Source organism: Streptomyces sp. NPDC045678, assembly GCF_056432085.1.
In genome coordinates, this window is record NZ_JBWKJS010000003.1 from 771,169 (window position 1) to 783,942 (window position 12,774).

A 12,774-nucleotide genomic window follows, 5' to 3' on the forward strand; every position below is an offset into this window, starting at 1 on the left:
CGGATGTCAGGCCATCCAGCGGTCCGGGACGGCCTCTCTGCGGCCCGTTCGGGAACGGTCCGCCTGGGCGCGGAGGAGTGCTGCCGCCTCGTCCGCGGGGCGTAGGCGGGCCGTCACCGTTTTGTTGGCGCCGGTGTCCACCTGTACGTCCGCCACGCCCTTGAACCGCTCCCAGGGGCCCTGGCAGAGCCGTACGCTCTGGACCTTCGCGTGCGGGACGAGGGACAGGCGGCGCTTGAGCAGGCCGTGGCGGGCCGCGAAGACCTCGTCGGTGACCGCGAGGCCGTACCCCTTCCACCACAGCGGCATGCACCACCCCGCGCGCGCGGGCGGCCGCACGAGGTCCGCGGGATCCGGCACGCGCACCCCCGGCAGGACCCGCCCGATCACGTCCCCGGCGAGCTCGCGCGGCGCCACCGGCACCAGCACACTGTTCGACGAGCCCGCCACGTCCAGTTCCACCCGCACCCAGCCGCGCCGCCGCCACAGCAACGGCTGCACCACGTGCACCGTCTGCACCCGGCCCGGCGGCACCGTCTCGTGGGCCTTGTCGAGCAGCCCGTGGTCGATGCGGATGCCGTCGGGGGACTCGCCCACCGTCCAGTCGTACTCCTTGATGAAGCGGCCGCCGCTGCTCGCGAACGCGCCGCCCAGCATGGGGAGGGCGGTCGCGAGGACCGTCCACACGTTGTGCGTGGCGAACCAGAGGAAGGCGGGCACCACGGTCGCGGCGAGGAGCATCGCCCAGGGCGCGCCGGTGAGCAGCAGGGACAGGGCGAGCACGCGCGGCTGGACGTGCAGCAGGCCCCGCACCGGCGCCTCACCGACCCCGCGCGCCTCCTCGGGTGCGAAACCGGCCGCCCGCGCGAGCAGTTCGGCCCGCAGCTCGGACGCTTCGCGCTCGCCGAGGTAGGCCAGCTCGTCCTTCTTCTCCGCCCCGACGACGTCCAGTTTGAGCTTGGCGACTCCGGCGATGCGCGCGAGCAGGGGCCGGGTCACGTCGACGGCCTGGAGCCGGTCGAGGCGGATGTGGGCGGTGCGCCGGAAGAACAGCCCGGTGCGGATGCGCAGCTCGGTGTCGGTGACCGAGAAGTGCGTGAACCACCAGCTCAGGAAGCCGTACAGCGCGCCGCCGACGACCACGGCGGCGCTGCCGAGGAGCAGCGTGGTGGCGGTCAGCGCGGAGAGGCGCTGCTGCGCGCCGTTCGGGTCGTGGACCGCCCAGCCCACCAGGACCGCGAAGGGCGCCCACGCGCGGCGCAGCGGCGTGACGGGGTGCAGGCGCCGCTCGGGCATCGCGTCGTCCGTCCCGGGGCGGGCTTCGTCCGCCGCTTCCCGTACGCCCTTCACAGCCCCGCCGATCGGGCTTCGCCGAGCTCGGTAAGACGGTCGCGCAACCGCTCCGCCTCCTCGGGGAGCAGCCCCGGGATGCGCGCGTCGGTGGCCGCCGCCGCGGTGTGCAGTTGGACGCTCGCGAGTCCGAAGCGGCGCTCCACCGGTCCCGACGTCATCTCGACGAGCTGCATCCGGCCGTACGGCACGACCGTCTCCTCGCGCCAGAGCACGCCCCGGCTGATGAGCAGGTCGTCGGCCCGTTCCGCGTACCGCCACGAGCGCCAGTTGCGGCCGAGCACCGGCCAGCCCCAGGCGACGAGGGCGAGCGGCACCAGCGCGAACGCGGCCCACGCGGGGCCCGCGAACAGGCCGAGCAGGGTCCCGACGGCCGCCGCGAGCGGCACGAGCCAGACCACCAGCAGGAGCCGCCGCAGCTTCAGCAGCCCCCTCGGCAGTCCGGTCCACACCGGCTCGGTCCGCTCCTGTGCCGGCCCTGTGGGCCCCGCTGTCCCCGTGTCCATGCCTCAAGCGTACGTAGGGCCGCCGACACGGCGGCGCGTGCGAGAGACTGTGGCCATGAGTCCCACGACGGAGACGACCACGGAGACCACGCTCGGCATCGGCGGAGCGGCCGAGAGCACCGACATGGTGCTCAACATCGGCCCCCAGCACCCGTCCACCCACGGCGTGCTCCGCCTCCGCCTGGTCCTGGACGGCGAGCGCATCCAGCACGCGGAGCCGGTCATCGGCTACATGCACCGCGGTGCGGAGAAGCTCTTCGAGGCGCGGGACTACCGGCAGATCGTGATGCTGGCCAACCGCCACGACTGGCTGTCGGCGTTCTCGAACGAGCTGGGCGTCGTCATGGCCGTGGAGCGGATGCTCGGCATGGAGGTCCCGGAGCGCGCCGTCTGGCTGCGCACGCTCCTCGCCGAGCTGAACCGCGTACTGAACCACCTGATGTTCCTCGGGTCCTACCCGCTCGAACTGGGCGGCATCACCCCGGTGTTCCACGCGTTCCGCGAGCGCGAGGAGCTCCAGAACGTGATGGAGGAGATCTCCGGCGGCCGCATGCACTACATGTTCAACCGCGTCGGCGGCCTCAAGGAGGACCTGCCCGCCGGATGGACCACCCGCGCGCGGGAGGCGGTCGCGTCGGTGCGGTCGCGCATGGACGTGTACGACCGTCTGGTGCTCGGCAACGAGATCTTCCGGGGCCGCACACGCGGCGTCGGCGTCCTCAGTCCGGAGGCGGTGCACGCCTACGGAGTGAGCGGTCCCATCGCCCGCGCCTCCGGAGTCGACTTCGACCTGCGCCGCGACGAGCCCTATCTGGCGTACGGGGAGCTCCAGGACACGCTGAAGGTCGTCACGCGCGAGGAGGGCGACTGCCTGGCCCGCTTCGAGTGCCTCCTGGAGCAGACCCACAACGCCCTGGACCTCGCGGACGCCTGCCTGGACCGGCTCGCGGAGCTCCCGCAGGGGCCGGTCAACCAGCGTCTGCCGAAGGTACTCAAGGCCCCGGAGGGCCACACGTACGCGTGGACCGAGAACCCCCTCGGCATCAACGGCTACTACCTCGTCAGCAAGGGCGAGAAGACCCCGTACCGCCTCAAGCTGCGCTCGGCCTCGTACAACAACATCCAGGCGCTCGCCGAGCTCCTTCCGGGGCAGCTGGTCGCGGACATGGTGGCGATCCTGGGGTCACTGTTCTTCGTGGTCGGCGACATCGACAAGTAGCGCGTCAGCTGCGAGCAGCGTGTCAGTGTCGAGCAGCGTGTCAGTGTCGAGCAGCGTGTCCAGGGCGACGCCGACGGGCTGCAACAGCCACCCGAAGTCGCCGAGGCCGCCGGGCGCGGTGAGTTCGGCGGCCTCTCCCGCGCGCGTGAGGGCGCGTACGTACGCCCTCGGGTCGCTGGAGGCGAGCGTCAGCGGCGGGCGGCCGCCGCGCACCCCCAGCGCGCCGAGCGCGGCCCGCTGGGTGAGCAGCGCGGCCCCGTCCGCCGCGCAGGCGTCCAGCGCCACATGTGCCGTGATGTCGCAGCTGCCGTCGGGCACGGGCGCCGTCTCGCGGCCCTCTCTGAAGCCCGTCAGCGTTCCGAAGGGCGGGCGGGCGTGCCGGGTGTGGGCGTAGTCGACGGCGACCGCGAGGCCGCGCGTCAGGGTCGCCGCGGCGGCCGCCCACGCCTCGTCCCTAGGGCGCCCGATCTCGGCGCGCAGGCCCGGCTCGGGGTCCAGGGGCCACCAGCGGGCCAGCCAGTCCGCGTCCGGCCCCGCCACCGGCCCGCCCGGCGTCTCGGCGCCGTCACCGTCCACGAGCATCCGGCGCGGCACTCCGTCGGCGGCCACCTCGACGACGTCCACGGGGACGTTGTCCAGCCACTCGTTGGCGAACAGCAGGCCCCTCACGCCGGCCGGCGGGGTGCTCAGCCACTCGATGCGCGGGTCGAGGTCCGCGGGGCGCTCCGCGAGCTCCACGGCGTACGCACGCACGCGTGCCGCCACGTCGGCGGGGAGCGCGGCGAGGACGGCGGCGGTGAGTTCGCCGCGGCCCGCCCCCATGTCCACGAAGGCCACCTCGTACGGGTGACCGAGTTCCGCGTCCAGGCGGGCCAGCAGACGCGCCACGGCGCCCGCGTAGAGGGGCGAGGCGTGCACGGAAGTGCGGAAGTGGGCGGCGGGGCCTTCGGGACGGCGATAGAAGCCCTGAGGGCCGTACAGGGCCGCTTCCGTGGCCTCGCGCCAGCCGCGCGGGGCGGCCGTTCGCGGCTCTTCCTTGTCGTTCGTCACAGACCGCAGGCTAAGTGGGCCTCCACCTTGGGGAGTACACGTACTCGCTACGGATCGGACCTTCGGTTGACCCGGGGGCGCCGATCGCCTGCCTACGCTGGGTTACGTGCAGCGCCTCTATGACTTCCTCCGCAGACACCCGACATGGGTCGACGGCTTCTGGGCCTTCGTCCTGCTCGGGATCTCCGGGCTCGGTCTGGTCACGATGGCCGAGGCGGGTGGCGACGACCCGGAGGTCGCGGCGGTCCCGATCGCCGTGGGCCTGTCCGTGGTGGTGGCGCTGCGCCGCCGCATGCCCGAGAAGATGTTGGTGCTCGCCGCGGTCCTCGGCTTCCTCCAGCTGGTCCTCGACGTGGAGCAGATGCCGGCGAACTTCGCGATGCTGGTGAGCATCTACACGGCGGCGGCCGTCGGGAAACGCTGGGCCTCGCGGTTCGCGCTGGTCGGCGGCCTGTGCGCCGCGCCGCTCGCCATGATGCGCTGGCCCGCCGAGAACACCAGCGCGTTCGGCAACGTGCTCTTCACGCTCTTCCAGATCGTGCCCTTCGCGCTCGCCTGGGTCCTCGGCGACTCCATCCGCACCCGCCGCGCCTACCTCGCACAGCTGGAGGAGCGCGCCGACCGCCTGGAGAAGGAGCGCGAGGCGCAGTCGAAGGTCGCGGTCGCGGCCGAGCGGGCCCGCATCGCCCGCGAGCTGCACGACGTCGTCGCGCACAACGTCTCGGTGATGGTCGTCCAGGCCGACGGCGCCGCGTACGTCATGGACGCCGCCCCCGACCAGGCGAAGAAGGCCCTGGAGACCATCTCGGGCACCGGCCGTCAGGCGCTCGCGGAGATGCGCAGGCTGCTCGGGGTGCTGCGCACCGGGGAGCCCGAGGAGAGCGGCGAGTACGTCCCGCAGCCCGACGTCGAGCAGCTCGACGACCTCATCGAACAGGTCCGCACGGCGGGCCTGCCCGTCGACTACAAGGTGGAGGGCACCCCGCGCCCCCTGCCCAGCGGCGTCGAGCTCACCGCGTACCGCATCGTGCAGGAAGCCCTCACCAACACCCGCAAGCACGGCGGCGAGAACGCCGGGGCGAGTGTCCGCCTCGTCTACTTCGACGACGGCCTCGGGCTGCTGGTCGAGGACGACGGCAAGGGCGCCCCGCACGAGCTGTACGAGGACGGCGGCGCCGACGGCAGCGGGCACGGCCTCATCGGCATGCGCGAGCGGGTCGGCATGGTCGGCGGCACGCTCGACGCGGGGCCGCGGCCCGGCGGCGGCTTCCGGATCAGTGCGCTGCTGCCGTTGAAACCCGCACACTGATCACACCACCTGACGGCCTCGATGTGAGCAGACAGCCCACAGCCCTTCGGAAGGACCCCCTTGATGTCGATCCGCGTGATGCTCGTCGACGACCAGGTGCTGCTGCGCACCGGGTTCCGGATGGTGCTCGCCGCCCAGCCGGACATGGAGGTCGTCGCGGAGGCGGGCGACGGCGTGGAGGCCCTGGAGGTGCTGCGCGGGACCGAGGTCGACGTGGTGCTGATGGACGTCCGCATGCCGAAGCTGGACGGCGTGGAGACGACCCGGCGCATCTGCCAGGACGCGAACCCGCCGAAGGTGCTGATCCTGACCACGTTCGACCTCGACGAGTACGCCTTCTCGGGGCTGAAGGCCGGGGCGTCCGGCTTCATGCTCAAGGACGTGCCCCCGGGGGAGCTGCTCGCCGCGATCCGCTCCGTGCACAGCGGTGACGCGGTGGTCGCGCCGTCCACCACGCGACGGCTCCTCGACCGCTTCGCGCCGATGCTGCCGAACGCCGGGGGACAGCCGCAGCACAAGCACCTGGAGCGCCTCACCGACCGCGAGCGCGAGGTCATGATCCTGGTCGCCCAGGGTCTGTCGAACGGCGAGATCGCCGCCCGGCTCGTCCTGTCCGAGGCGACCGTGAAGACGCACGTCGGACGCATCCTGACCAAGCTGGACCTGCGGGACCGGGTGCAGGTGGTGGTCCTCGCGTACGAGACGGGACTCGTGCGGGCCGGGGGCGCCTCCTAGGGCGCTCGTCGGGGAGCGGCGGGCTCTAGCGCAGCACGCCCTCGATGAAGTCGCTGCCCAGGCGGGACACGACGCTGATGTCCAGCTGGTGCTGGACGTAGCGCCCCCGGCGGCGCGTGGTGATGAGGTCCGCCTTCTTCAGGACGCTCAGGTGCCGGGATATCTCCGGCGCCGTCATGCCGTGCGCGTCGGCCAGCTCGCTCGTGGTGTACGCCCCGCGCGCGAGGTGGCGGCACAGACGCATCCGCACCGGGTGGGCGAGTGCGGACATGCGGCGGGTCAGCTGCTCCACGGTGGGCGGGGCGGTGAGGCCGGGGGCGCTGATCGGGTACGTGATCGACGCCTGCCAGCCCTTGCGGTGCAGCACCCACAGGTGGGGCCAGCCGAGGCTGGTCGGGACGATCGTCAGGCCTCCGGAGCCGGTGGTGGTCCGGCCGTCGGACATCTTGTCCACGGTGATGACCTGACCGCTCTCGTCCAGGGACACCGCTCCGGAGATGGCCTTCAGGGCCTCCGCGAGCCCCTTGCGCCGCAGCAGCTCGGTCTTGTGCCGGGCGTCCGCGGCCAGTTGGTGGTGCACGCGGGCCCAGGTGTCGGCGAAGAAGGCCTCGTCGCAGTCCTCCATGAGCGTGCGGAACCACGCGCGGACGACCGGTGGCTCCTCGAGGAGCCGCTTGGTGAAGCGCACCTGGTGCGGACCGCGCGCGGCCGCCAGGTCCAGGGCGCGCCGCTGCACGGCGGGGTCGGAGAGGAGCTTGCGGTCCGGCTCCGCGTACGTCGACTGGCAGGTGAACTCCAGGGCCGCGTCCACGAACTGTTCGTCGCTCAGCTTGTCCAGCTGGTCGAGCTCCTCGGCGAGCGTGGCCCCCGGCAGCGCGCTCTGCCCCGGCACCCCCGCGAAGGGCGCGAAGACGTCGGAGAACGTCGTGCGCCACAGGAAGTCGGCCTCGCAGAGGCGGTCCGCGAGGCAGGGGTCCAGGCGCGTGGACACGGCCGTCACCCAGCCCTGCAGCCCCGGGTGGTGGCCCGGCTCGGACAGGGCGTGCAGCGACATGCCGAGTTCGGAAAGGGGCGAGGGCACGACGTGGATCCGCTCCTGGGCCAGCCCGCTGATGTCGATGCTCACGCTCATGGCCCCATGGTGCACCGCGCCACTGACAGCGCGACCGCCGATTGACGAGCGCCGTCAATCGACGCGACGCGGGAGGTGCGGCGGGCGCAGGCTTGTGGTCATCGGGAGGCACGGCAGCGCCGTCGCGACCGACACACCCGCCCTCCCCACCCCACCCGTCACCGTCGACGACCGAGCCGAGGCACGACCGGTCCATCGATGTCCGTTAAGTACTATTTATACCGAGAGGGTTTCCGTCATGAGCGTCACCCAGCAGTTCCTCCTCGACTCCTACCGCGCCGCGCAGCACGGCGGACCGACGCCGCCCGCGCCCGGACAGCACGACTGGCAGGCGGTCCGCGAAGTCCGCGACTACGGCCGCTTCCGCGCGGTCCTGGCCGAACGCCCCGCACGCGGCAGGGTCCGCGCCGCCCTGGCCCGCCTCATGCGGGGATCCGCCGTACGAACTCCGCGACCGCTTCCCTGACGTCATGGGCCGCCCACTTGAGGCCCTCCCCGGTCACGGTGACCTCCGTGACCGAAAGGCTGGGCGGCCCGTCCGGGAACCAGCGCCCGAAGAGCAGCGTGCCGGTCTCCTCGGCCTGCCCGAGACAGGCCTCGTTCAGTACGTCGGGGGCGTACGGCAGCCACACCTGGAACTGGTGGGTGTGCGGGCGCTCCGGGTGCACGCGCGACCAGGGCACCCCCGCGGCCGCGAACCCCTCGTGCAGCGCGGCGGCGACCACGCGCGCGTGGGCGACGTACTCCGGCAGCCGGGGCAGGGTGTGCTTCAGGCCGAGGAGGGCCGAGACCGCGACGGGGAACTGCTGGAACAGCTGCCCTCCGTAGCGGTGGCGCCAGACCCTCGCCTCCTCGACGAGCGTGCGCGGGCCGGCCAGCGCGGCGCCGCTCAGGCCCTCCAGGGACTTGTAGAACGACACGTACACGGAGTCGGCGAGCCCGGCGATCTCCGCGAGGCCGCGGCCGAAGTGCGGTGTGCACTCCCACAGCCGGGCGCCGTCGAAGTGCACGACCGCGTCCCTCTCGCGGGCCGCCGCCACGACCGCCTCCAGTTCCTCCCACTCCGGCAGGACGAAACCCGCGTCCCGGAGCGGCAGTTCGAGCATCAGCGTCCCGAAAGGCTCTTCAAAGTCCCGCACCTCGTCCGCCGTGGGCAGCCGCGGCTCCTCCGTCGGATGCACCGTCCGCAACCCGCTGACCACGGAGAACGCGGACCCTTCGTGCACTTCGGGATGGGCCTTCGGATGCAGTGCCACGGTCGCGTTCCCCGTGCGGCCCGCCCAGCAGCGCAGCGCGACCTGCTGCGCCATCGTGCCGGTCGGGAAGAACGCGGCGTCCTCCTTGCCCAGCAGCCGCGCGACCTCGCCCTCCAAGGTAGCGACGACGGCGTTGCCGTACACGTCGGTGGGCTCCTCGGGACCGACCACCTCGGGGGCCGCGGCGGCCAGGGCCGACAGCCGCTCGGTGAGGGGGACGTGCAGGACGGAACGGTGCAGGGTCCGGGCGGCGGCGCGGCGACGGGCCGACCGGAGCTCGTCCGCGTCCTGCGTGTCCCGAGGGTCCGGCTGGTCTTCCACTGCGCTTTCAGAGGGCATCCTCCGAGCATGACCCGTTCACCGCCCACCGGTCATATGAATAACCACAGCCTGTGGACAGCCGAAGACGCGGCGCCAACCAATCGCGTTAACATGACGAGAAATCGTCCGGTACCCCGAGCGGACTGGAACGGAAGGCGCCGCAGCGTGAACGCATCGCATCAGCCAGACCCGCGGGACCGCCCCGCGAGGCTCACCGTGGGAGTCGTGGGAGCGGGCCGGGTGGGCCCCGCGCTCGCCGCGGCGCTGCAACTCGCCGGCCACCGTCCGGTGGCCGTGTCCGGCGTGTCCGACACGTCGGTGCGACGGGCCGCCGCCCTGCTCCCCGACGTCCCCCTCGTCCCGCCCGCCGAGGTCCTCGAACGCGCCGACCTGGTGCTCCTGACCGTCCCCGACGACGCGCTTCCCGGCCTCGTCGAGGGCCTCGCCGAGACCGGCGCCGTGCGCCCCGGACAGCTGCTCGTCCACACCTCCGGGCGGTACGGCACGCAGGTACTGGAACCCGCCCTGCGTGCCGGAGCCCTGCCGCTCGCGCTCCACCCCGCCATGACCTTCACCGGCACCGCCGTCGACGTGCAGCGCCTCGCGGGATGCTCCTTCGGCGTGACCGCCCCCGAGGAATTGCGGCTGGCGGCGGAAGCCCTGGTCATCGAGATGGGCGGCGAGCCCGAGTGGATCGCCGAAGAGAGCCGCCCGCTCTACCACGCGGCCCTCGCCCTGGGCGCGAACCACCTGGTGACGCTGGTCGCCGAATCCCTGGAGCTGCTGCGCGACGCGGGCGTCGCGGCCCCCGACCGGATGCTCGGCCCGCTGCTCGGCGCCGCCCTGGACAACGCGCTCCGCTCGGGCGACGCGGCGCTCACCGGGCCCGTCGCGCGCGGGGACGCGGGCACCGTCGCCGCCCATGTCGCCGAGTTGCGCAAGCACGCCCCGCAGACCGTCGCGGGATACCTCGCGATGGCCCGCGCCACCGCCGACCGCGCCCTCGCCCACGGCCTGCTCAAGCCCGAGCTAGCCGAAGACCTCCTCGGAGTGCTCGCCGACGGAGGCAGCGGCGCCTCCGGAACCGGCGGCGGAGCCGAAGGGGGAACCCGATGAGCGCCCGCACCACACTCCTGCACACCGCCGAATCGCTCCGCACGCGCGCGCGTGCGGGCCGCCGGGCCGTCGTCATGACCATGGGCGCCCTGCACGACGGGCACGCCTCCCTGGTCCGCGCCGCCCGCCGCGTCGCCGGACCCGAGGGCGAGGTCGTCGTCACGGTCTTCGTGAACCCGCTCCAGTTCGGCGCGGGAGAGGACCTGGACCGCTACCCGCGCACCCTCGAAGCCGACATCAAGATCGCCGAACAGGCCGGTGCGGACGTCGTGTTCGCCCCCTCCGTGGACGAGGTCTACCCGGGCGGCGAACCCCAGGTCCGCATCGGCGCGGGACCCATGGGCACCGTCTTCGAAGGCGCCACGCGCCCCGGGCACTTCGACGGCATGCTCACCGTCGTCGCCAAACTGCTGCACCTCACCGCGCCCGACGTGGCGCTCTTCGGGCAGAAGGACGCCCAGCAGCTCGCCCTGATCCGCCGCATGGTCCGCGACCTCAACTTCCCCGTGGAGATCGTCGGTGTCCCCACCGTCCGCGAGGACGACGGCCTGGCCCTCTCCAGCCGCAACCGCTACCTCGCCCCGGAGGAGCGGCGCACCGCCCTCGCCCTCTCCCAGGCGCTCTTCGCCGGCCGCGACCGGCACGCCGCCCAAGAGGCGCTGCGCGCACGGGCCGCCAGCGCCCCCGCCTCACGCGCGCGTGCCGTCGCCCTGAACGAGATCGGCGAGTCCCGCGCGGCGGCCGACGCCCACGCCGTGGCGGAGTCCGCGGAAGCCTCCGCGACCGGCGGACCCACCGCCGTCGTCGCCGCGGCCCGCCTCGTCCTCGACGAGGCCGCCCGTCTGGTCCCCCCGCTGGAGCTGGACTACGTGACGTTGGTGGATCCCGCCGACTTCACCGAAGTACGCCCCGGCCACCGCGGCGAGGCCGTCCTCGCCGTGGCCGCCAAGGTCGGCTCGACGCGGCTCATCGACAACATCCCGCTGACGTTCGGAGCCTCGGTATGAGCGCGCACCGCGCGGCCCCGACCGCAGCAGCCGTCCACGCGAACGGAGTCCCCGCATGAGCGCCACCGGCATACGGCTGCACGCGCCCGCCCCCGGCTGGTCCCTCGACGCCGACATCGTGGTCGTCGGCTCCGGAGTGGCCGGACTGACGGCCGCCCTGCGGGGCGCGGCCGCCGGCCTCAGGACGGTCGTGGTGACCAAGGCCCGCCTGGACGCGGGCTCCACCCGCTGGGCGCAGGGCGGCGTCGCCGCGGCGCTCGGCGAGGGCGACACCCCCGAACAGCACCTGGACGACACGCTCGTGGCGGGCGTGGGGCTCTGCGACGAGGAGGCCGTGCGCACCCTCGTCACCGAGGGCCCCGGTGCCGTACGCCGCCTCATCGACACCGGCGCCCTCTTCGACAAGGACTCCGAAGGCGTCATCGAGCTGGCCCGCGAGGGCGGCCACCACCGTCGCCGCATCGTGCACGCGGGCGGCGACGCGACCGGCGCGGAGATCTCCCGCGCCCTCGTCGAAGCGGTCCGCGCGCGCGGCATTCCGACGATCGAGAACGCGCTGGTCCTCGACCTCCTCACCGACGCCGACGGCCACACCGCGGGTGTCTCCCTGCACGTCATGGGCGAGGGCCAGCACGACGGAGTGGGCGCCGTCCACGCCCCCGCGGTCGTCCTCGCCACCGGCGGCATGGGCCAGGTCTTCTCCGCGACCACGAACCCGTCCGTCTCCACGGGCGACGGCGTCGCACTCGCCCTGCGCGCGGGCGCCGAGGTCTCCGACCTCGAATTCGTGCAGTTCCACCCCACGGTGCTCTTCCTCGGCGCGGACGCCGAGGGCCAGCAGCCGCTGGTCTCCGAGGCCGTCCGGGGCGAGGGCGCGCACCTCGTGGACGCCGACGGCGTGCGCTTCATGGTCGGACAGCACGAGCTGGCCGAGCTTGCGCCGCGCGACATCGTCGCCAAGGGCATCACGCGCCGCATGCAGGAGAAGGGCGCGGACCACATGTTCCTCGACGCCCGGCACTTCGGCGCCGACATGTGGGAGAACCGCTTCCCGACGATCCTCGCCGCCTGCCGCGCGCACGGCATCGACCCGGTCACCGAGCCCGTCCCCATCGCCCCCGCCGCGCACTACGCCTCCGGAGGCGTCCGCACCGACCCGCACGGCCGCACCACCGTCCCCGGGCTCTACGCCTGCGGCGAGGTCGCCTGCACCGGAGTGCACGGCGCCAACCGCCTCGCCTCCAACTCCCTCCTCGAAGGCCTGGTCTACGCCGAGCGCATCGCCGACGACATCGTGGCGCGCCACGCGGAGAACGCCCTCCACGCGCGCGTGCCGGCTCCCGTCACCCCGCCCGGGACCCCGACGCATCCCCTGCTGCCGGCCGAGGCCCGCTTCGCCATCCAGCGCGTCATGAGCGAAGGCGCCGGAGTCCTCCGCTCCGCCGCCTCCCTCACCGAGGCCGCCGCGCAGCTGGCCCGCATCCACGCCGAGGCCGCGGGCGCGCTCGCCGAGCACGGCAAGACGGCCGAACCCGGCGTCGACACCTGGGAGACCACCAACCTCCTGTGCGTCGCCCGCGTCCTGGTGGCCGCCGCCCAGCGCCGCGAGGAGACCCGCGGCTGCCACTGGCGCGAGGACCACGCCGACCGCGACGACGCGGCCTGGCGGCGTCACATCGTCGTACGCCTCAATCCGGACAGGACCCTGGCGGCACACACGACCGAGACCCACGACTTCCCTCCGACCCGTCCCAGTCCCCAGGAGCAGTGACC

Annotated in this window: 12 protein-coding genes; 7 read left to right on the forward strand and 5 right to left on the reverse strand. The window is 73.3% G+C overall.

Features of this window, described 5'->3' with window-relative positions; translation table 11 throughout:
* Positions 1-6: 6 nt before the first annotated feature.
* Both AC07DO_RS14515 and AC07DO_RS14520 read right to left on the reverse strand, forming a co-directional pair.
* Positions 7-1,296: a PH domain-containing protein gene (locus AC07DO_RS14515; RefSeq protein WP_479059614.1), complete on the reverse strand. Its 1,290-nt coding sequence runs from the start codon at positions 1,294-1,296 to the stop codon at positions 7-9.
* 50 nt (positions 1,297-1,346) lie between these two features.
* Complete coding sequence (locus AC07DO_RS14520) at positions 1,347-1,856, reverse strand: PH domain-containing protein (RefSeq protein WP_479059616.1); 510 nt, start codon at positions 1,854-1,856, stop codon at positions 1,347-1,349.
* Between the two features lie 55 nt (positions 1,857-1,911).
* Here AC07DO_RS14520 and AC07DO_RS14525 point away from each other — a divergent pair, with 55 nt between their 5' ends.
* Positions 1,912-3,075, forward strand: a complete 1,164-nt coding sequence (locus tag AC07DO_RS14525) for an NADH-quinone oxidoreductase subunit D (protein WP_479059617.1) — start codon at positions 1,912-1,914, stop codon at positions 3,073-3,075.
* Here the strand turns inward: AC07DO_RS14525 and AC07DO_RS14530 are convergent.
* Complete coding sequence (locus AC07DO_RS14530) at positions 3,040-4,125, reverse strand: SAM-dependent methyltransferase (RefSeq protein WP_479059619.1); 1,086 nt, start codon at positions 4,123-4,125, stop codon at positions 3,040-3,042. The two genes, AC07DO_RS14525 and AC07DO_RS14530, sit on opposite strands and share 36 nt — an antisense overlap.
* A gap of 106 nt (positions 4,126-4,231) precedes the next feature.
* Between AC07DO_RS14530 and AC07DO_RS14535 the strand changes: the two genes are divergently transcribed.
* Positions 4,232-5,434: a sensor histidine kinase gene (locus AC07DO_RS14535; RefSeq protein WP_479059620.1), complete on the forward strand. Its 1,203-nt coding sequence runs from the start codon at positions 4,232-4,234 to the stop codon at positions 5,432-5,434.
* A gap of 63 nt (positions 5,435-5,497) precedes the next feature.
* Entirely contained in the window at positions 5,498-6,169 is a 672-nt protein-coding gene (locus tag AC07DO_RS14540) for a response regulator transcription factor (RefSeq protein ID WP_385930544.1), read from the forward strand.
* A gap of 25 nt (positions 6,170-6,194) precedes the next feature.
* Here AC07DO_RS14540 and AC07DO_RS14545 read toward each other — a convergent pair whose 3' ends face one another.
* Positions 6,195-7,301: a DUF5937 family protein gene (locus AC07DO_RS14545; protein ID WP_479059622.1), complete on the reverse strand. Its 1,107-nt coding sequence runs from the start codon at positions 7,299-7,301 to the stop codon at positions 6,195-6,197.
* A gap of 238 nt (positions 7,302-7,539) precedes the next feature.
* Here AC07DO_RS14545 and AC07DO_RS14550 point away from each other — a divergent pair, with 238 nt between their 5' ends.
* Positions 7,540-7,767: a hypothetical protein gene (locus AC07DO_RS14550; RefSeq protein ID WP_479059624.1), complete on the forward strand. Its 228-nt coding sequence runs from the start codon at positions 7,540-7,542 to the stop codon at positions 7,765-7,767.
* Here the strand turns inward: AC07DO_RS14550 and AC07DO_RS14555 are convergent.
* A complete protein-coding gene (locus AC07DO_RS14555) occupies positions 7,724-8,896 on the reverse strand; it encodes a threonine aldolase family protein (protein ID WP_479059626.1) in 1,173 nt (390 codons plus the stop codon). The two genes, AC07DO_RS14550 and AC07DO_RS14555, sit on opposite strands and share 44 nt — an antisense overlap.
* Positions 8,897-9,043: 147 nt before the next feature.
* Between AC07DO_RS14555 and AC07DO_RS14560 the strand changes: the two genes are divergently transcribed.
* Genes AC07DO_RS14560 through AC07DO_RS14570 form a run of 3 tightly spaced genes read left to right on the forward strand, consistent with a single transcriptional unit; the run spans position 9,044 to position 12,772 of the window.
* Positions 9,044-9,994 carry a Rossmann-like and DUF2520 domain-containing protein gene (locus AC07DO_RS14560; protein ID WP_479059627.1) on the forward strand — a complete coding sequence of 317 codons (951 nt, stop codon included), beginning with the start codon at positions 9,044-9,046 and terminating at the stop codon, positions 9,992-9,994.
* The gene (gene panC / locus AC07DO_RS14565) at positions 9,991-11,001 is read left to right on the forward strand and encodes a pantoate--beta-alanine ligase (RefSeq protein WP_479059629.1); all 1,011 of its coding nucleotides are present in this window, start codon (positions 9,991-9,993) and stop codon (positions 10,999-11,001) included. The genes AC07DO_RS14560 and panC overlap by 4 nt, the downstream gene beginning before the upstream one ends.
* 55 nt (positions 11,002-11,056) lie before the next feature.
* A complete protein-coding gene (locus tag AC07DO_RS14570) occupies positions 11,057-12,772 on the forward strand; it encodes an L-aspartate oxidase (RefSeq protein ID WP_479059631.1) in 1,716 nt (571 codons plus the stop codon).
* Positions 12,773-12,774: the final 2 nt, after the last annotated feature.

Coding starts and splice junctions, on each gene's coding strand:
- AC07DO_RS14515 (WP_479059614.1), bottom strand. CDS start 1,296: ATGCCCGAGCGGCGCCTGCACCCCGTCACGCCGCTGCGCCGCGCGTGG.
- AC07DO_RS14520 (WP_479059616.1), bottom strand. CDS start 1,856: ATGGACACGGGGACAGCGGGGCCCACAGGGCCGGCACAGGAGCGGACC.
- AC07DO_RS14525 (WP_479059617.1), top strand. CDS start 1,912: ATGAGTCCCACGACGGAGACGACCACGGAGACCACGCTCGGCATCGGC.
- AC07DO_RS14540 (WP_385930544.1), top strand. CDS start 5,498: ATGTCGATCCGCGTGATGCTCGTCGACGACCAGGTGCTGCTGCGCACC.
- AC07DO_RS14545 (WP_479059622.1), bottom strand. CDS start 7,301: ATGAGCGTGAGCATCGACATCAGCGGGCTGGCCCAGGAGCGGATCCAC.
- AC07DO_RS14550 (WP_479059624.1), top strand. CDS start 7,540: ATGAGCGTCACCCAGCAGTTCCTCCTCGACTCCTACCGCGCCGCGCAG.
- AC07DO_RS14555 (WP_479059626.1), bottom strand. CDS start 8,896: ATGCCCTCTGAAAGCGCAGTGGAAGACCAGCCGGACCCTCGGGACACG.
- panC (WP_479059629.1), top strand. CDS start 9,991: ATGAGCGCCCGCACCACACTCCTGCACACCGCCGAATCGCTCCGCACG.
- AC07DO_RS14570 (WP_479059631.1), top strand. CDS start 11,057: ATGAGCGCCACCGGCATACGGCTGCACGCGCCCGCCCCCGGCTGGTCC.